Raw genomic sequence first — 18,723 nt, 5'->3', positions numbered from 1 at the left:
GTAGAATCACCGGTCCGGATCTCCCCCTCAGGCCCTTGCGTTGTCCGCTGGTTCCGCCTCCGATGCCGCGCTCGACGCGCTGTTTGTCCCGTTCGCCACGGGCGACCTCGCGTGGCCGGCGTCCGGGGAGGTGCTGATCCTGCGCGCGCGCGACGGCTTCGTCCTGCGCGAGCAGCGTCGGCCGGGGTGGGTGCTGCAGCAGTCGTTCAAGCCGGCCGCCGACGCGCTGGCGCGGTCCGGGTTTGCCGTGAGCGCCGAGATTCCGGAAGGACGTTTCGGTGTCGTCATGGTGCTGCCGACCCGGCAGCGCGAGGAGTCGCGCGCGTTGTTCGCGCAGGCGATGGCCCATGTGGCCGCGGATGGCGTGGTGCTCGCCGCCGTGCCTAACGCGGAAGGGGCGAAGACCGCCGAGGCCGATCTCGCCTTGCTGGCAGGTGGGGTGTCGAACCTCTCCAAGCATAAGTGTCGGGTGTTCTGGACGCGTCCTGGCGCAGTGCCCGATGCGTCGCTGCTGGCCGCGTGGCTGGCACTGGATGAGGCGTTGCCCATCGACGAAGGGCACTTCGTCAGTCGACGCGGGCTGTTCGCGTGGGATCGCATCGATGTTGCGTCCGCCTTGCTGTCGTCGGTGCTGCCTCGCGACTTCTCGGGGCGTGTTGCCGATCTCGGCGCGGGCTTTGGTTATCTCGCCTGCCAGGTGATCGCTTCGAATCCCGCCGTCACTGCCATCGATCTGTTCGAAGCCGAAGGGCGCGCGATCGAGCCGGCGCGGCAGAACGTTGCCGCTGCCATCGCCGCGTCCGGCCGGTCCGTCGCGCCGCGCGTGGAGTGGCATGACGTTACCCATGGCATCGACGGTGGCTACGACGCCATCGTTTCCAATCCCCCATTTCACCAGGGACGTGCCGACCAGCCCGAGCTGGGTCGCGCGTTCATCGCGGTCGCTGCGCGCGCGTTGTCGCCGCAGGGCCGTTTCTGGATGGTAGCCAATCGGCATCTTGCCTACGAAGCCACGCTCGACGCGTGCTTCGCCCATGTTCGTACCGTCGTCGAGCGCGACGGGTTCAAAGTGATCGAAGCGAAGGAGCCTCGTCGATGAAACTCGTGCGCCTATTGGCGAACCTCGGCTATGGCAGCCGCAAACAGGTCGCATCCATGTTCCGCGAAGGCCTGGTCACCGATGCCTCGGGCGAAGTGCTTTACGCCGATGACAAGGTCGAACACGCGGACGTGCGCTTCGAAGGCGAACCGCTGGATCCGCCGGCGGGCATGCTGATCATGTTGAACAAGCCGGCGGGCTATACGTGTTCGCGCAAGGATGTCGGCCGCCTCGTGTATGAGCTGCTGCCGCCGCGCTACGGCATCCGTAACCCGGTGCTGTCGACGGTCGGCCGCCTGGATCGCGAGACCTCCGGCCTGCTGCTGTTCACCGACGATGGCCCGCTGCTGCACCGGATCATTTCGCCGAAGTCCTCGGTGGCCAAGGTGTACGAGGCGACCCTGGCGGAAGATTTGCGCGGCGATGAGGCGGCGACCTTTGCCGCTGGCACGTTGATGCTGGATGGCGAGACCGATCCGCTCGAGCCGGCGGTGCTCGAGGTGCTCGGAGCGCGCCATGTCCGCCTTTCGCTTACCGAAGGTCGTTATCACCAGGTTCGCCGCATGTTCGCTGCCATTGGCAACCATGTGGAAACGCTGGAGCGTGTGGCGTTGGGTGGGTTGACGCTCGATGGCCTGGCGCAAGGCGCGTGGCGCCAGCTAACGGCAGAAGATACCGCGCGCATTTTCGCCGGGGCGTGACACCCTGGTCGTCGCGCGCTCTTGTGCGAGCCGATTCATCGGCGGGGCCTGCTTCACTGTGGGAGCCGCTTCAGCGGCGATAGCCAGGCCGCCTCGACCCCCATCGCCGGCAATAGCCGGCTCCCACAACAGCCAGCTTCCGCTTTAGCTGGGGGTGTGGACCTTTGGTCCACCGGGGGTGCAGTATCGAAGGGTCCACCCGATCCCCCAAGGAGCACCTCATGACCAAGATCGCTATCGCCGTTGCCCTCGCCAGCCTCTTCGCCGGCACCGCCACCGCGGGCAACGTCGTCGACAAGAGTGTCGTCATCCCCATGACCCTGGTGACCGCCGATGGCGCGGGCGCCTCGGTGGGTACCGTCACCGTGACCCAGTCGGCCGACGGCCTCGTGTTCACCCCGAACCTCAAGGGCCTCCCGGCCGGCGACCATGGCTTCCACCTGCATGAGAAGCCCAGCTGCGATCCGGGCGAGAAGGATGGCAAGAAGGGTGCGGCCCTCGCCGCGGGCGGTCACTTCGACCCGCAGCACACCGGCAAGCACGAAGGCCCCGACGCCGCCGGTCATGAAGGCGATCTTCCGCGTATCACCATTGGTGCTGACGGCACCGACACCACCGCGGTCACCGCACCGCACCTGAAGAGCCTGGCCACGCTGAAAGGCCATGCGCTCATGATCCACGCCGGTGGCGACAACTACTCCGACCAGCCCGAAGCGCTGGGCGGCGGTGGTGCTCGCATTGCCTGCGGTGTGGTCAAGTAAGGGTTGCATGTCGCAAGGCGGTCTTTTCGCAGCCGAACCGCTCGTGATCGTCGATGACGACCACGGGCGGTTTGCGTATGAGCCCGGGGTCATTCCCACCGCGCTCGCTGAAGCCTGGTTCGACACGTTGCTCGCCGGGATTCCCTGGCAGGCGCAACGTCGCGAGATGTATGGCCGCGAGGTGGACGTGCCGCGGCTGGTGCAGCACTACGCGCTGGAAGATCCCGCGTTGCCTGCGGTATTGCGCGATGCCGGCCGCGAAGCGATCGCACTGACCGGCGTGACGTTTACCTCGGTTGGACTGAACCTTTATCGCGACGGCCGTGACAGCGTGGCGCCGCATAACGATCACATCGAAGAGATCGCCGAGGGCGCGCCGATTACCTTGTTGTCACTAGGGGCGACGCGCACGATGACGTTGCGCGAGCGCGAGTCGCCGAAGCGGAAGTTCGATGTGAAGCTGGAGCCGGGCAGCCTGCTGACGATGAGCTATGCCACGCAGTTTCATTGGGATCACGGGATTCCCAAGGCGCGTGGTGAGGTGGGGGCGAGGATCAGTCTGGCGTTTAGGGTGAGGCCGAAGCATCGCCGCTGAAGCGGCTCCCACAGAAGGCAGGGAGTGGCTTAGAAGAGGTCGATGCTGCCCAGGGCTACGGCGGAGCCTAGTTCGCCGCGTTCGGTTAGTGCCTCGTAGCCGTGCACGCTGTTCCGGCCGTTCTCTTTGGCGAAGTACAGCGCCTTGTCTGCGCGGTCGAGGACGATCTCGGGATAATCGTTCTCGGTGATGCGGGCGTAGCCGATGCTCACCGTGACGTGGCCGACCTGCGGGAAGGCGTACTCGGCGACGAAGTGGCGGAAACGATCCAAAGCCATGTGCGCCACGCGCTCGTCCTGCGCGGTGATGAGCATGACGAATTCCTCGCCGCCGAAGCGGAAGAGCACGTCGCTCTGGCGGAAGCTGTGACGCATCTGCTGCGCGAGCATCAGGATGACTTCGTCGCCATACACATGGCCGTAAGTGTCATTGATGCGCTTGAAGTGATCGATGTCGAGGATGGCCAGCCAGATCTGCGAGACATCCTGTTGCATCGGCAGCCGGCGCTCTTCGTCGCCCTTGGCTGCAGCGCGGGCGCGCTGGCGCTGCAGCTTGAGAAGGCGCTGCAGGCGCTGTTCGAAGCTGCGGCGGTTGTACAGCCCGGTGAGCTTGTCGCGCTCGCTCTCGTTGAGCAGGGCAATGTAATTGGCGTAGATGCGTGCATAGCCTTCGACCATGCTGCGCACGCCGTCCAGCGAATCTTCCGACTCGAGCATCAGTGCGCCGATGGCCGCATGATCGCGCTGGATCGGGATCACCAGGCGGCAGGTGCCGTCGTCGGTGACATCGCTGATGGCTTCCAGGGTTTCCATCGCGCAGACGATCGTGTCGATGGGATCGCCGTCACGCGTGGGATCCAGTGCTTCGACGACAAAGGCACCTTCGGCGTTGCGCGAGCAGACCACGATCGAATCCACCGGCAGCTGCAGGCTCTCGCCGCGCTTGCACAGCGTCACGCTGCTGACGGAAACCAGCTCGGCCAGCGACAGCACCAGGCTGTGATCGAGCGCGTCGATATCCCGGTGATGCGTGAACTCGGCCACGGAGGCGAGCAGGCGCGACTCGGGTGGTCCGCCGGCCAGCGAATGCCAGGGCGACCTCATGAGTGCACGTATCCCGTGGCGTGGTGTCCGTGATGTAAGCAGCTCGTTGGCACCGACCGATCCTCCCCCGAGTCGGGCACGCGCGATGCGTACCCTGCGTTGGTCGAAGGTAATAGCGGCGCGGCAACCGCAAACTTTAGGGGCAAATTCGGCAGGAACGTCGGAAAGTGCGAACAGGTTCCGCTTTCAGGTCTTCACGAAAGTGTTTAGATCGGTTAAAACGCCGAAATCACGTAGGCCAATGCGACAGCAGACCGGGATCGACACCTACGCGACGGCAGGAGCGCGACGCGACCCCCTCGGTCAGCGCGGCGCGGAACAGTGGCGCCATGCCGCGCAACGTCCGCTTTGCCAGACGCGCCTTACGCAGGTCGCTGTCCGTCCGCTGGAGCAGCGAGGCGGCCCAATCCGGTAGCAGCGCGGCGCCCGCATGCAGGAACAGATCACGTGACAGCCCGGCCATCGGTACCGGCAGATCGAGCTTGCCAAGCACCCCAAGGACCACGCGCGAGCGCTCGCCGAACAGCAGCGAAGGCAACACCCGGGCGATATACCTGTCCATCTCGGCCACCGAGCCGGGCACGTCACGCGCTCCCAGGGCTTCGGCGACGCGTCGCGTCTCATCCAGATAGGCATCGGCGACATGCAGCGGCACGGCCATGGGGCCATACGCGCGGTAACCGGCGAGGAAGCTCGACATCTCGCTGACATGCACCCAGGTGAGCAGGTCCGGATCGTCCGCGGAGTAGGGCAGTCCGGCTTCGTCCACGCCGCGCACCTGGCCGTGGATCATGCGCACGCGCTCGATCATCGCCTGGGCGTCGTAGGTGGGTGCGTAAGTGGTGCCGCCGACAAAGGCGGTCGTGCGGCGCAGCCGGCCGACCAGATCCTCGCGGAAGTTGGAGTGGTCCCAAACGCCCGCCAGCGCGCGCGGATGCAGCAGCTGCAGGTAGAGCGCACACAGGCCGCCGGCGAGCATGCCGCAGAAGTCCGAGTGCATGCGCCAGGTCACGCTCGAGGGACCGAACAGGCCGGGGTCGCCAGCCGGATGGTCGTAGTCGATGCCGCCCGACGGCGGCCGCGGAAAGGCGGTCAGTACCCAGCGCCGGATCGGCGCGGACGCGGGGCGCAGCAGGCGCGCGAAGGCCGTCATCGGCTCAGTCTCCCGACCACCAGCCCCGCCACTTGAAGAACCACACCGGCAGAAGCATGCTCAGGACGATGACGCCGAGCGCGAGCGGGTAGCCGTAGTGCCAGTTGAGCTCAGGCATGTCCTTGAAGTTCATGCCCCAGATGCCGGCGAGGATCACGGGCGGAATGGTCGCCACCGAGGCGACGGTCAGCACCTTCATCACATGGTTCTGGTCGGTGCTGATGAAGCCGAGCGTGGCGTCCAGCAGGAACTGCAGCTTGTTGGTCAGCTGGTCGTCGAACTCGTCCAGCGTGCGCAGGTCGTGGTCCACCACGCGCAGGCGCACTTCGACATCTTCGGAGACCCAGTCGGGCTTCTTCGCGCGGACGAACGAGACGATCCGCTGCACGCCCAGCATGGACGAGCGATTGCGCGCCTGCAGGCCTTCGAGCCGGCCGATCTCCAGCATGATGTCGCGCAGGATCGGGGTGCCCAGGCGCTCCGGGGTGAACACGCGATCGGAGAGCTTCTTCAGCTCGGCCGAGACATCTTCCATGCGTTGGGCGGCGAGGTTCACGATGGCTTCGATGAGGGTGGCCAACACGTCGGCGCTGGATTCCCAGCGATGTTCCTGGCAGCTGGCGCTGGCCAGCTTGAACGCCGGTGATTCGGCGAAGCGCAGCGTCATCAGCACGTGGTTGGTCACGACGATGCCGACCGGGCCGGGGTAGTGGCCGTTGTCGGTGTCGGCGAAATACGGGATGGATAGGTACATGGCGTCGTCGTCCGTACGGATACGGCTCGACAGGGCCAGGTTCACGATGTCGCTGCGCTCGGGTACGCGCAGGCCGGTGATCTCGGCGGCGCAACGGCGCTCTTCTTCGTTGGGATCGAAAAGGTCGATCCAGATCGGCGACTGGGGTTTGCCCATCTCGGCGGACCACGTGACGGGGCCGGTGTGGTTGCCGTGTTCGTGAACGATCAGCACGTGCGATGGTGTCCTTGGCAAGCTGGGAGCGCCGCCGACGGAGCCGGCGGCGCGGGCAGTTTACCCTTCCAGCGTCGCGTCCATCGTGATGGCCGCCTTGAGTACTTTCGAGACCGGGCAGCCTTGCTCGGCCTGTTTGGCGATCGCCTCGAAGCCGGCCTGGTCGGTGCCGGGCACCTTCGCCTTCACGGTGAGGTGGGCCTTGGTGATGGTGAAGCCGTCGCCATCCTTCTCCAGAGTGATCGTGGACTTGGTTTCGATCTTGTCGGCGGTGAGGCCGGCCGCGTTGAGCAGGCCGGACAGCGCCATGCTGAAGCAACCGGCATGGGCGGCACCCAGCAACTCTTCGGGATTGGTACCCGGGCCGTCCTCGAAACGGGACTTGAATCCGTACGGGGCTTCCTTAAGAACGCCGGTCTGGCTCGAAATGACGCCCTGGCCGTCCTTGATCCCGCCTTGCCATACCGCTGATCCCCACTTTTGCATGATGCTCTCCTCACTGGTGATGGAATGCCGGTTGGAACACGCGCATGCTGACCCGCGAACGTTACCGGCCGATGCATCCACATAATGCGAAGGGTTGGCCTGCCTTGATTGGAGAGAACGATGAGCGAAACGCAGAAACCGTTGGAAATCAGTCACGACACCGCGAACCAGCTGTTCGTGGCCAAGGTGGATGGGTACGACTGCGAGCTGGAATACCGGCTGCAGGGGAAAATAATGAGCATTACGCACACTGGCGTGCCTTCGCCGGTGGGCGGGCGGGGTATTGCGGCCCTGCTGACGAAGTTCGCCGTCGAGACGGCGGAGAAGCAGCATTGGAAGATCGATCCGGCCTGTGCGTATGCGGAGGCGTGGTTCAAGCGGAACCCGGAGTACGGCCACCTGTTGGCTTGAGATAGCCCGAACCTGAACGGACGTGCTAGTTTTCGTCCTCCCCATTCAGATTCAGGGTCATCGATGCGAACGAAGTGGATTGCCGCCGCCGTGGCGCTTGCTTGTGCGGGCGCTGCCCAGGCCGAAACCGCCGCGAAAACCGCGGACGATCCGCGCATCGCCGCCATCCTCGACTCGCTAGGCAAAGTCCGTACCGTCGAATCCGTGGCCCTTTCGCCGGATGGCAAGCACCTCGCATGGGCCGTGAAGACCAACGGCAAGCCGGTTGTCGAAGTCGCCGACGCCGATGGCCGTAACGCCCACCGCATCACGGCCTCCAAGGGCTGCAGCGAGATCTCGGTCGCCTGGGCGCCGGACTCGAAGCACCTGGCTTTTCTCTCCGACTGCGCCGGCAAGGCGCCGGGGGTGGAAGAGGGCAAGCAGAACGACATCAGCGTGGTCGATATCTCCGGCAAGGCAGCGCCGCAGCGCCTGACCCACCTCACCGGTTATATCGACGGCCTCGAGTGGCGTCCCGACGGCAAGGCCCTCGGCTTCCTCTACGTACCTAACGCCACCCGCCGCGCCAGCGCGACCGCCGCGGCGAAAGTGCAGACCGGCGAAGTCGGCGTGGAAGGCATCGAAATCCAGCAGGTGGCCATGGTCGACGCGGCCGGTGGCGCCGTCACCACGCTGACGCCGGCTGGCCTGCACGTTTACGAATTCAGCTTCTCGGCCGACAGCCACCGCCTCGCCTACGTCGCCGCCGAACCGCCGGGCGACAACAACTGGTGGCTGGCCAAGCTTTACGTGCAGCCGACGACGCCGACGGCCAAGGGCAAGCCCGTCACTGTGGTCGACACCGCCGCGCTCACCGGTCCCCTGAAGGACCTGCAGATCGCCGTGCCGCGCTTCTCACCGGACGGCTCGCGTATCGCGTTCATCGGCGGCCTGATGAGTGATCAGGGTTCCACCGGTGGTGACGTCTGGACGGTAGCGAGCACCGGCGGCGCCGCCCCGGTCGACGTCACCCCGGGCATCACCACCACGCCCGCATGGATCGCCTGGACGGGTGCCGACAGCCTGCTTGTGTCCGAGGCCGCCGCTGGCGCTTCGCGCGTGTCCCGCTACGCGCTTTCGGCCAATGGTGAAGCGTCGGCGACCACCGTGTTCGAAGTGCCGATGACCATCGGCGACGGTCGCCTGTCGATGTCCGTGTCGCTCAATTCGGATGCGAGCAAGGCTGCCTTCATTGCCAGCTCGTACGACAAGCCTTACGAAGTGCACGTCGCCGACCTCGACGGCAAGGCCTCACCGGTCGCTATCACCTCGTTCAACGCCGGCCTCAAACCGTCGTGGGGCAAGGCCGAATCCATCACCTGGACCAACGAAGGCCACGACGTGCAGGGCTGGCTGCTGTACCCGGCCAACTACAACCCGAAGAAGCACTACGGCATGATCGTCACGATCCACGGCGGTCCGGCGGCAGCCGTGACGCCGCGCTGGCCGGGTGCCGGTTACGGCGGTGCGCCGCTCTCCGCCCTGGGCTATTTCGTGTTCATGCCCAACCCGCGTGGTAGCTACGGTCAGGGCGAAGCGTTCGTCCAGGCCAACCGCAAGGACTTCGGTTACGGCGACCTGCGCGACGTCCTCGCCGGCGTCGATTCCATCGAGAAAGCCCATCCCGTCGACGATAAGCGCCTGGGCCTCACCGGCTGGAGCTACGGCGGTTTCATGACCATGTTCGCGGTCACCCAGACCCATCGCTTCAGCGCTGCGGTGGCGGGCGCCGGTATCTCGAACTGGCAGAGCTATTACGGCCAGAACCTGATCGACCAGTGGATGAAGCCGTACTTCGGTGCCTCCGTATACGACGACCCGGGCGTGTACGCGAAGAGCTCGGCGATCAACTTCATCAAGGAAGTGAAAACGCCGACGCTGATCGTGGTCGGCGAGCGCGACGCCGAAACGCCGGCGCCACAGTCGTTCGAGTTCTGGCACGCGCTGCGCGCCCAGAACGTACCGACATCGCTCGTCGTCTACGCGGGTGAAGGGCATGGTTTCGCGCGGGATGCCAGCCGGCGCGACGTGCTCGCCCGGGCCCTGGCCTGGTTCGATCGCTACCTCCCGCCGAGCGGCAAATAGACAAACCCGAACGATGGTTGACTGAACGGCCATCGTGCATTGCGTTTTTCCACCGACCCATCATCATTCGGGCTGGTTTCGACTCTAAAGTCGGGGGCGGTGGTGGCCGATACTCCCAAGGGAAGCGTCTTGTGCAGGGCCGGAGCGTGGCGTGCTGACAAAATTTAGCGACGCCGGCCTCAACGTGGCGATGGCGAAATGCGCTCGCTGGTCTCTCATCGGACCGGGCGAGGGCGAGCGCTGCTCGGGTTTCAGCACCGTCGGCGCTGGCCTGGGCTGGCTGGTTGCGCTCATCGTGGTCAGTGCGCTGGCCGGCCTGGTCATCGGCTGGCTGTACACCCAGCGCCGGCGCCTGCATGCCCGCCTGAAGGATCCCAAGGAGCAGGCGCGCCGCGCGCTCGCTTTCCACGCCTACCACGACACCCTCACCGGGCTGCCCAACCGCGCCTACCTGATGCAGGAGCTGGAGCAGGCGCTGTCCGTGGAGGAAACCCCGACGCTGGCGGTGCTCTTCATCGACCTCGACGGCTTCAAGTCGATCAACGACACGCTCGGCCACGAGGCGGGCGATGCTTTCCTGCGTGCCGTGGCTACCTCGTTGCGCAGCAGCGTGCGCGAACGCGACGTGGTGTCGCGCTTCGGTGGCGACGAGTTCGTGGTGGTCGTGCAGGCCTACGGTGGTCTCGAGAACCTCGTCCGCGTCTGCCGCAAGGTGCTCGACCTGGTGTCGCAGCCGGTGAACGTCGCCGGCCAGTTCGTTGCCGTAAGCCCGAGCATCGGTATCGCCGTGGCGCCGCGCGACGGCGACGTAGCCGAGACTCTGATCCGCAACGCCGACGCCGCGATGTACGCGGTCAAGGAAACCGGCAAGGCCGACTTCCGTTTCTACGAAGAAGGCATGCTCGAGCAGGCGCGCGAGCGGCTCGCCCTCACGGTGGAACTGCGCGAGGCACTGCAGCGCGGTGAGCTCGACGTGGAATACCAGCCCAAGCGCAATCTGAGCGACGGTACACTGGCAGGCGTCGAAGCATTGGCGCGTTGGCATCATCCGACGCGCGGAGACGTACCACCGGCGATCTTCGTCGCGATTGCCGAGCGCTCCGGCCTGATTCACGCACTGGGTGAATTCGTGCTGCGTTCCGTGCTCACCCAGGTCAAGCTGTGGGACACCGCCGGTACCGACGTCGCCTACGTCGCCATCAACCTTTCCATGCACGAACTCAGCCGACCGGCTTTCGTCGATACGCTGGCCCGCACGGTGCGCTCCTATGGCGTGAATCCCATGCGGATCCGTTTCGAGCTCACCGAGTCCACGGCTATGCGCGAGCCGGAAGAAACCCTGCGCCAGCTGGTCAAGCTGCGCTCGCACGGGTTCGACCTGCTGATCGACGACTTCGGTGCGGGGTACTGGAACCTTGGCCATCTGCGCGAATTGCCGGTCGGCACGATCAAGATCGACCAGTCCTTCGTGCGCGGCAGCGACTCCAACCTGGTGGATCGCGAGATCACCGAGGCCATCGTCGGCCTGGCCAAGAAACTCAACATGCGCACCATCGCCGAAGGCGTTGAGACCGAAGCCCAGGCCGACTGGCTGCGCGAGCTCGGTTGCGACGTGGGGCAGGGCTTCTTCTTCGCGCGGCCCATGACCCCCGCCGCCTTCAGCCGCTATCTCGATCCGACGCTGGTCTATGCAGGCTGACGTGCGGCCGCGTAGACAGCGTTTCCCGCGCTGGCGCGCCGGTGTCCTTGTGGGAGCCGCCTCAGCCGCGATAGCCCTTGTAGGAGCCGCTTCAGCGGCGACAGCCCCTGTGGGAGCCGCTTCAGCGGCGATAGCCAGTCCGCCGCAAGCCCCATCGCCGGCACAGCCGGCTCCCACACAAAGCGCATCGCCGGCACAGCCGGCTCCCACTCAGAGCACCACGGTTGCCGTCGACCCTTGGGCTGTCTACGAGACTGCCTGGTTCGACACGGTCGGCGTTGCCGACGGTCTCCCCCATTCGACAACGACCTCCATCGTGCAGGACACCCGCGGCGTCATCTGGATCGGCACGTTCGGCGGCCTCGCACGCTACGACGGCTACCGCATGCAGGTGTTCGGCCAGGAGCCCGACTCCTACGCCGGTGCCGTGCTACCCGATGCCTACGTGCGCGATCTCATGCCGCTGGCCGACGGCGGCTTGCTGATCGGCACCAATGCCGGTGGCCTGGTGCGTTTCGACCCGGTGACGACGCGCTTCCACGTTTATCCCGTCGGTCCGGGTGGTACCTCGAACGGCAAGATCTTCGCGATCTCGCGGGCCCGCGAGCGCAATGTGTTCTGGATCGCCACCGAAAGCGGCATCGATCGCGTCGATGTCGGCTCGGGCAGGATCACCCACGAATCCGGCCAGCCCGGCGACGCGAAAGACATGCTCGCGCGCACCTTCGTGGTCACCGAAGACAAGGCGGGAAACGTCTGGGCAGGCGCGGATAACGGCCTGTTCGTGCGCCATCCGGGCGGCCATTTCCAGCGCGTGACGTCGGAGGAACCGGCGGTCGACGAGATCCTGCACGACCAGGTCTGGGCGCTCTTCCAGGACAGTGAGTCGCGGTTGTGGGTCGGCACAGGGCAGTCCGGGGCGGTCTACGTCGACCCGCAGGGACACGCACAACTGGTGCCCGGCTTCTCCGGCAAGAACGGCATGGCGCGCCGACGCACGGTGCGCGCCTTCCATGAGACGCCACAGCACGTGCTCTGGGCCGCGACGGATGGTGCCGGCGTTGTCACCTACGACTTTAATACGCACCAGCTGCGCATCCTGAGTCACGACGCGGCCATGCCGTCCTCGTTGCCGGGCGACATCACGCGCGACATCTTCCAGGACAGCACCGGCAACATCTGGGTCGCCACCGAGCTCGGCGCGGCGCATTACGACCCGAACGGTCGCAAGGTGTTTTCCGTGCTGCCTTCACCGCTGCAGTCGCATACGTTGTCCAACGCGAACGTGCACTCGGTCTTCGTCGACCCGCGTGGGCGCGTGTGGCTGGGCCTCGGCATGGGCCGTATCGACGTGCTCGACCTGGGCAAGGGCACGATGCGTCACCTGCAACTCGGTGGCGAGCAGGCCGAGCGTGACGTCCAGGCGTTCGTCGTCGCACCGGACGGCTCCATCTGGGCAGGCGCGCAGGGCATCTCGCGCATCGATCCGGACACCTTCGCCCTGCACAGCTCGATGATCCCCAGCCTCGACGGCCGGTTGATCCTGTCGATGCAGCGCAACGGCAACGAGATACTGATCGGCGGTTATGACGGTCTTTTCCAGTACGACACGGTGACCGGCAAGCTCATCCAGATGCGCCACGACGCGCGGGATCCCGCCAGCATCGTCGGCGACCAGGTGCGTCACATCGTGCGCATGCCCGATGCCTGGTGGTTCGCCACCATCAGCGGCATCAGCATCGGTTACGACGGCCAGCCCGGTTTCGTGAACCTGCGGCATGACCCCGCCGACCCGACCAGCCTGCCGCAGGACTACACCGGCTCGATGGTCTTCGATTCCCACCATCGGCTCTGGCTGGGCACGTTCGGCGGCATCGCTTACCTTGATACGTTCAAGCCCCACGGGCCGTTCCGCTTCGGCCTGATCGGCGCGCGCGAGGGCCTGGTCAATACCAAGATCAACGCACTGCTGGTCGACCACGACGACCGCATCTGGGCGTCGATGGCCAACGGCGTCGCCATGGTCGACACGGCCAGCCATCGCGTGATGGACCTGGGCATTCGCGATGGCCTGCGCATTCCCAGCTATATCCACCGCGCGGCGGCGGAAGCGCCGGGTGGCGAGCTGATGTTCGGCGGGCTGGGTGGACTTACCGTGATTCGCCCGTACTGGGTGGCACCGCAGCTCATGCCGCCGCGCATGGCCGTCACGCACGTGAGCATCAACGACCGCTCGCTGCCGCTGGCCGATGTGCCGGAGGATGGCGGACGCCTCACCATCGGTGCCGACGGCCGTAACCTGCGCGTGGACTTCGCGCTGCTCGACTACCGCGCGCCGATGGAAACCCATTACGCCTACCGCATGGACGACGCGGACACAGGCTGGAACGAAGTGGCGCGCGGTATTCCGCCCAGTGCGATCTACACCAACCTCGCCAGCGGCACCTACACCCTGCGCCTGCGCGCGACGATGCGCGGCCTCGATGCGCGCACGGTGGAAACCTCCGTGCGCGTGGACGTGACGCCGCGTTGGTATGAGAGTCCCTGGACCCTGCTGGCGGCGGTAGCGCTGGCCGTGGCTGCGTTCTTCGGGCTGGTCTCGCTGCGTACGATGTACCTGCGCCGGCGCGCCGAACTGCTACAAGCCCAGGTCGATGCGCGGACGCGCGACCTCAAGGCCGCCAACGAACGACTCGACCATCTTGCCGGCACCGACGAACTCACCGGCTCGCTCAACCGCCGCCGCTTCCTCGAGCAGGCCGAGCGCGTGCGTCAGGGCGCCGCCAACGATGGCATCCCCTTCAGCCTGGTACTGCTGGACATCGACGACTTCAAGTCGGTTAACGACACCTTCGGCCATCTGGCCGGCGATACGGTGATCCGCGAGACCATGCGGGTGATTTCGTCGATGTGCCGGGCGGACGATCTGGCGGGGCGTTTCGGTGGCGAGGAGTTCATCCTCTGCCTGCCCGGCGCACTGGCCGAGCATGCCCTGGATATCACCGAGCGCGTGCGCCATGCCCTGGCGGCGCTGGTGATCGTGCATGGGGATTATCGGATTCGCATCACGGTGAGCGCAGGCGTCGCCATGTGGCGTTCGCCGGAGTCGCTGAATTCACTGCTGGGTCGCGCGGATGAAGCGCTGTACGAGGCGAAGAACGACGGGCGCAATCGCAGTCGTATTGCTGGGTTGTAGCGGCCTTACTGTGGGAGCCCGCTCTGCGTCGGAGCCCGCTCTGTGTGGGAGCCGCTTCAGCGGCGATGCCTTTGACAGGCTGGAGCATCGCCGCTGAAGCGGCTCCCACACAGAGCGAGCTTTCAGTCGCGGAAATTATCGAACTGCAGCGGCAGTTCCACATCCGCCTTGCGCAGCAATGCCATCGCCGTCTGCAGGTCGTCGCGCTTCTTGCCGGTGACGCGGACCTTGTCGCCGTTGATCTGCGCTTCGACCTTCAGCTTGGCTTCCTTCATCGTCGCGATGAGCTTCTTCGCGACCGGCTGCTCGATACCCTGCTTGATGGTGATCTTCTGCCGGGCCTGGGCGAGGTTGGTTTCCACCTTGCCCAGATCCATGGCGCGCACGTCGATGTGGCGCGCGGCGAGGCATTCGCGAAGGATCGGCATCAGCTGCTCGAGCTGGAATTCGTTGTCCGCCTTCAGCGTGACGGTGCTGTCGTCCAGTTCCATGCCGGCCGAGGTGCCCTTCAGGTCGAAGCGGCTCGTTACCTTGCGGTTGGCCTGGTCGATGGCGTTGGTCAGTTCGTGCTTGTCGACTTCCGAAACGATGTCGAAGGAGGGCATGGCGGGGATCCCGGTGGTCGTGGCGAGGTCACCAAGTTTACGCGAGGGCGGTACCATGTGTGTTTGCACGGCGGAAAACCCAGCATGGAATACGACGTCCTCGTCATCGGGGCGGGTGCGGCGGGCCTGATGACGGCCATCGTCGCGGGTGGCCGCGGCAAGCGCGTGCTGGTGGTGGACCACGCCAACCGGGCAGGGAAGAAGATCCTGATGTCCGGTGGCGGGCGCTGTAATTTCACCCATACGGCCACCACGCCGGCCAATTTCCTCTCGGCGAACCCCCACTTCTGCAAGTCCGCGCTGGCGCGTTATACGCCGTGGGACTTCATCGCCATGGTCGACAAACACGGTATCGCCTGGCACGAGAAGTCGCCCGGGCAGCTGTTCTGCGACGATTCCTCCAAGCAGATCGTGCGCATGCTGCTCGATGAATGTGCTGCGGCAGGCGTGCGCGTGGAGATCAACTGCGCTGTCTCACGCCTCCGGGCCACGGACACCGGTTTCGGCTGTGACACGCTGCTGGGGCATGTTCGTGCCACGTCGGTGGTCGTCGCCACCGGCGGGCTTTCGATTCCCAGCCTCGGTGCCACCGGTTTCGGCTACGAACTGGCGAAGCAGTTCGGTCACGCCGTGCTGCCGCTGCGTGCGGGCCTCGTGCCGCTGACGCTGAGCGGCAAGCACCAGGAGCGCTTTGAAGGCCTGGCGGGCGTGGCCTTGCCGGTGGAAGCTGCCGCGAACGACGCAAGTTTTCGCGACGCACTGCTGTTCACTCATCGCGGCCTGAGCGGCCCGGCGATCCTGCAGATCTCCTCGTACTGGGAACCGGGCACGGACCTGCGCGTGGACCTGTTGCCCGGTGTCGACGCCGCGGAGGCCCTGCTCGAAGCCCGCGCCGAACGTCCCCTGGCCGAGCTGAAAACCGTGCTTGCTGGCCTTCTGCCGCGCCGCCTGGCGGAGCGCCTCTGCGAAATATGGCTGCCGAACCGGCCGATGCGCCAGTACCGTGACGCGGAGTTCAAGGACATCGGCGCACAATTGGCCAGTTGGCCCGTGGTGGCCAGCGGTACCGAGGGCTATCGCACGGCCGAGGTCACGCTCGGCGGCGTCGATACCGACGAGGTGTCGTCGTCCACCATGATGTCCAAACGCCAGCCCGGCCTGTACTTCGTCGGCGAAGTGCTCGATGTCACAGGGCATCTGGGTGGCTACAACTTCCAATGGGCCTGGGCCTCCGGCAACGCCGCCGGCCTGGCCGTCTGACTCGGAGCAACGCATGCGTATCGGTTTTATCGGACTGGGCAACATGGGCACCGGCATGGCCGGCAACCTGATCAAGGGCGGCCACGAGCTGACGGTTTGGAACCGCTCGGCAGACGCGGCGAAACCGCTGGCGGAGCAGGGCGCGAAGGTCGCGGCCAGGCCGGTCGACGCCGCCTCCGGTGTCGAGGTGCTGCACAGCATGCTGGCCAACGACGCCGCCGTGCGCGAGGTCATCCTCGACAGCGGCGTGCTCGACGCGCTACCCAAGGGTGCCGTGCACGTGAACCACGCGACGATCTCGGTCGCGCTGGCGCAGGAACTCATCGAGGCGCACGAGAAGCGCGGTCTCGGCTATGTCGCGGCGCCTGTCTTCGGTCGTCCCGAAGTGGCGGCTGCAGGCAACCTCAACGTCGTCGCTTCCGGCAAGCCGGACGCCATCGCCAAAGTACAGCCGCTGCTCGAACTGATCGGCCAGAAAGTCTGGCCGATGGGCGATGACCCGATTCGCGCAACGATCCTCAAGATCGGCGGTAACTTCCTGATCGGCGCCGCTATCGAGAGCATGGCCGAGGCCACCACGCTGACGCGCGCCCATGGCGTCTCGGCGAAGGATTTCCTCGACGTCATGTCGAACTCGCTGTTCGCCTCACCGATCTACAAGATCTACGGGGGGATGATCGCCGAGCAGACCTATACGCCGGCTGCTTTCAAGCTGAGCCTTGGCTTCAAGGACATCGGCCTGGCCCGCGCCGCAGCGGACGCCAAGCGCGTGCCCATGCCCTTCGCCAGCGTGCTCCACGACGCGCTGCTGGAGTCGCTGGCGGCCGGTGACGGGGATCTGGATTTTTCGGGCCTGGCCCGCGTGGCGGCTGCCCGGGCGCGCCTGAAGGATTGAAACGAGGCCGGATTTCGGCAAGCCTTCACAATCAATACCCCCGCGGGTCCGCAACAATGGGACCCGCACGTTGTTGTGCAGCTGAGGATGGACATCATGACGGTAAGCTGGAAGACGGTATACGAGGGCATGCACGAAGGCCGTGCGATCACCATCAAGGAATCGAACGACAGCACGTTCAAGCTCGCCACCAAGCAGATCTTCCATGACGAGGGCATCGCCTACCAGGAAGGCAGCCGCTATGTGCATGTGTCGCCGGCCAGCGTGGGCGAAGAAGTGGAAGTCGAGGCGAACTCGCGCGATTCGCTCGAGGAAGCCCTGAAGGAACTGCATTTTTCGTCGGACACGATCTCGGCGGTCACCGCCAAGTTGTCCTGACGACCCGGTCAGCGTTTCTGCCATGATGGGGGCTCGTTCCCCCATCCCGGTGAGTACCGTCCATGGCAGAAACGATGTCCCCGACGATGGAACGTACCGTTCCTCGCGTCCTGATGTGCCCGCCCACCTTTTTTGAAGTCAGCTACGTCATCAATCCATGGATGACGGACCACGTGCACGACACCACGGCCGAGCGCTCCCGCCGGCAGTGGGATGCGCTCCGCGAAACGGTTTCGCGCCACGCGGATGTCGCGCTGGAAGAAGCCACGCCCGGCCAGCCGGACATGACCTTCGCCGCCAACGCTGGCCTGGTCTTCGGCAACGCCTTCGTCCCCAGTCGCTTCCGCTACACCGAGCGGCAGGGCGAGGAAGCTCCTAATCGCGCCTGGTTCAGCCGCCACGGCTTCGACATCGTGGATCTCCCCGAAGACGTCTTCTTCGAAGGCGCCGGTGACGGCCTGTTCGATCGCGGCATCTCGCGCCGCCTGTGGATGGGCTACGGCCACCGCTCCGACCAGACCGCCGCAGCCGCGCTGGCCCGGTTGCTGGATGTGGAAGTACTGGCACTGAAGCTTGCCGATCCGCGCTTTTACCATCTGGACACGTGCTTCTGTCCGCTGGCGGATGGCTACACGCTGTATTTCCCGGCGGCGTTCGACGCGCCGTCCCTGGCACTGATCGAGAAGCACGTCCCGCCGAGCCACCGCATCGCGGTCCACGAGCACGATGCGCTCGACTTCGCCTGCAATGCGGTGAATTTAGGCAAGGTAGTGATCCTCAACCGCGCAAGCCCCGATCTCCGTTCCCGCCTCGAGGGCGCCGGCTTCATGTTGGCCGAGGTCGCCCTCGACGAGTTCATGAAATCCGGCGGCGCCGCAAAGTGCCTGACGCTGCGCCTCGACGAGGCAGTAGGCGCTTAAGCGGATGGCTCGCTGCGCGAGCCCATGCTCTCATTGTGGGAGCCGCTTCAGCGGCGAACGCCTCGACGTTGCTATCGCGAATGAGGAATTGAGTCGCATCGTGCAGGCGGTTCAACCGCTGGCCTGACGAATGCAATGCATTTTTCGCAAACGCGACACCCTGAGGATTCGCCGATGAATCGGCTCCTACGACAGCGTGTTGCGGCACACTTATTAAGTGTGACGACGAAGCCGCTTTGCGCTCTTGCGACACGCAACGTCAACGTCCGGTGTCGCGGTCGGGTTGGCCCTTGGGGCCGCCTAAGCTGAGGGCCGCCCAGTCCACATGGAATGCGAAAGAGGAGCTACGGCCCGTCACGAAGTGCCGCGC

The 18,723-nt window shown here is 65.5% G+C and carries 17 protein-coding genes; 12 read left to right on the top strand and 5 right to left on the bottom strand.

Features of this window, described 5'->3' with window-relative positions; genetic code table 11:
- Nucleotides 1–40 precede the first annotated feature (40 nt).
- From ACVWWJ_RS12875 to ACVWWJ_RS12860, 4 genes are all read left to right on the top strand, one after another.
- Complete coding sequence (locus ACVWWJ_RS12875; protein WP_456968174.1) at nucleotides 41–1,099, top strand: class I SAM-dependent methyltransferase; 1,059 nt, start codon at nucleotides 41–43, stop codon at nucleotides 1,097–1,099.
- Nucleotides 1,096–1,800: a pseudouridine synthase gene (locus ACVWWJ_RS12870; protein WP_456968173.1), complete on the top strand. Its 705-nt coding sequence runs from the start codon at nucleotides 1,096–1,098 to the stop codon at nucleotides 1,798–1,800. Before ACVWWJ_RS12875 ends, ACVWWJ_RS12870 begins: the two co-directional genes overlap by 4 nt.
- Nucleotides 1,801–2,021: 221 nt before the next feature.
- Entirely contained in the window at nucleotides 2,022–2,561 is a 540-nt protein-coding gene (gene sodC / locus ACVWWJ_RS12865; protein WP_159892152.1) for a superoxide dismutase family protein, read from the top strand.
- A gap of 7 nt (nucleotides 2,562–2,568) precedes the next feature.
- Nucleotides 2,569–3,156, top strand: coding sequence for an alpha-ketoglutarate-dependent dioxygenase AlkB family protein (locus tag ACVWWJ_RS12860; protein ID WP_456968172.1), 588 nt, complete (start codon nucleotides 2,569–2,571; stop codon nucleotides 3,154–3,156).
- Between the two features lie 29 nt (nucleotides 3,157–3,185).
- Here the strand turns inward: ACVWWJ_RS12860 and ACVWWJ_RS12855 are convergent, their stop codons facing one another.
- From ACVWWJ_RS12855 to ACVWWJ_RS12840, 4 genes are all read right to left on the bottom strand, one after another.
- Nucleotides 3,186–4,259, bottom strand: coding sequence for a diguanylate cyclase (locus tag ACVWWJ_RS12855; RefSeq protein WP_456968171.1), 1,074 nt, complete (start codon nucleotides 4,257–4,259; stop codon nucleotides 3,186–3,188).
- A 229-nt stretch (nucleotides 4,260–4,488) separates the two neighbouring features.
- Nucleotides 4,489–5,412, bottom strand: a complete 924-nt coding sequence (locus ACVWWJ_RS12850) for an oxygenase MpaB family protein (RefSeq protein WP_456968170.1) — start codon at nucleotides 5,410–5,412, stop codon at nucleotides 4,489–4,491.
- 4 nt (nucleotides 5,413–5,416) lie between these two features.
- On the bottom strand, nucleotides 5,417–6,379 hold the full coding sequence (locus tag ACVWWJ_RS12845) for a CorA family divalent cation transporter (protein ID WP_159892144.1): 963 nt from the start codon (nucleotides 6,377–6,379) through the stop codon (nucleotides 5,417–5,419).
- A gap of 60 nt (nucleotides 6,380–6,439) precedes the next feature.
- Entirely contained in the window at nucleotides 6,440–6,865 is a 426-nt protein-coding gene (locus ACVWWJ_RS12840; protein WP_107913992.1) for an OsmC family protein, read from the bottom strand.
- Between the two features lie 120 nt (nucleotides 6,866–6,985).
- Between ACVWWJ_RS12840 and ACVWWJ_RS12835 the strand changes: the two genes are divergently transcribed.
- The 4 genes from ACVWWJ_RS12835 (at nucleotide 6,986) to ACVWWJ_RS12820 (ending at nucleotide 14,295) form a co-directional block, all read left to right on the top strand.
- Nucleotides 6,986–7,276, top strand: coding sequence for a GNAT family N-acetyltransferase (locus tag ACVWWJ_RS12835; protein ID WP_159892133.1), 291 nt, complete (start codon nucleotides 6,986–6,988; stop codon nucleotides 7,274–7,276).
- A gap of 63 nt (nucleotides 7,277–7,339) precedes the next feature.
- Entirely contained in the window at nucleotides 7,340–9,400 is a 2,061-nt protein-coding gene (locus ACVWWJ_RS12830) for a prolyl oligopeptidase family serine peptidase (RefSeq protein WP_456968169.1), read from the top strand.
- A 151-nt stretch (nucleotides 9,401–9,551) separates the two neighbouring features.
- Nucleotides 9,552–11,099 (top strand): putative bifunctional diguanylate cyclase/phosphodiesterase, encoded by a 1,548-nt coding sequence (locus tag ACVWWJ_RS12825; protein WP_456968168.1) that lies wholly within the window; start codon nucleotides 9,552–9,554, stop codon nucleotides 11,097–11,099.
- Nucleotides 11,089–14,295, top strand: coding sequence for a ligand-binding sensor domain-containing diguanylate cyclase (locus tag ACVWWJ_RS12820; protein ID WP_456968167.1), 3,207 nt, complete (start codon nucleotides 11,089–11,091; stop codon nucleotides 14,293–14,295). Before ACVWWJ_RS12825 ends, ACVWWJ_RS12820 begins: the two co-directional genes overlap by 11 nt.
- Nucleotides 14,296–14,417: 122 nt before the next feature.
- On the opposite strand, the gene ACVWWJ_RS12815 is transcribed toward ACVWWJ_RS12820, so the two are convergent.
- Nucleotides 14,418–14,900, bottom strand: a complete 483-nt coding sequence (locus ACVWWJ_RS12815; protein WP_159892202.1) for a YajQ family cyclic di-GMP-binding protein — start codon at nucleotides 14,898–14,900, stop codon at nucleotides 14,418–14,420.
- An 84-nt stretch (nucleotides 14,901–14,984) separates the two neighbouring features.
- Here ACVWWJ_RS12815 and ACVWWJ_RS12810 point away from each other — a divergent pair, with 84 nt between their 5' ends.
- The 4 genes from ACVWWJ_RS12810 to ACVWWJ_RS12795 all read left to right on the top strand — a co-directional run bounded on the left by ACVWWJ_RS12810 (nucleotide 14,985) and on the right by ACVWWJ_RS12795 (nucleotide 18,353).
- Nucleotides 14,985–16,160 carry an NAD(P)/FAD-dependent oxidoreductase gene (locus tag ACVWWJ_RS12810; RefSeq protein ID WP_456968166.1) on the top strand — a complete coding sequence of 392 codons (1,176 nt, stop codon included), beginning with the start codon at nucleotides 14,985–14,987 and terminating at the stop codon, nucleotides 16,158–16,160.
- Between the two features lie 13 nt (nucleotides 16,161–16,173).
- Nucleotides 16,174–17,055, top strand: coding sequence for an NAD(P)-dependent oxidoreductase (locus ACVWWJ_RS12805; RefSeq protein WP_456968165.1), 882 nt, complete (start codon nucleotides 16,174–16,176; stop codon nucleotides 17,053–17,055).
- A 96-nt stretch (nucleotides 17,056–17,151) separates the two neighbouring features.
- The gene (locus ACVWWJ_RS12800) at nucleotides 17,152–17,433 is read left to right on the top strand and encodes a hypothetical protein (protein ID WP_159896512.1); all 282 of its coding nucleotides are present in this window, start codon (nucleotides 17,152–17,154) and stop codon (nucleotides 17,431–17,433) included.
- Nucleotides 17,434–17,519: 86 nt separating this feature from the next.
- Entirely contained in the window at nucleotides 17,520–18,353 is an 834-nt protein-coding gene (locus ACVWWJ_RS12795) for a dimethylarginine dimethylaminohydrolase family protein (RefSeq protein ID WP_456968164.1), read from the top strand.
- The last annotated feature ends 370 nt before the right edge of the window (nucleotides 18,354–18,723 follow it).

The sequence above is a fragment of the Luteibacter sp. HA06 genome, assembly GCF_054061215.1.
The sequence above is the reverse complement of the archived record's forward strand: the minus strand, read 5'-3'. Positions and strand labels throughout refer to the sequence as shown.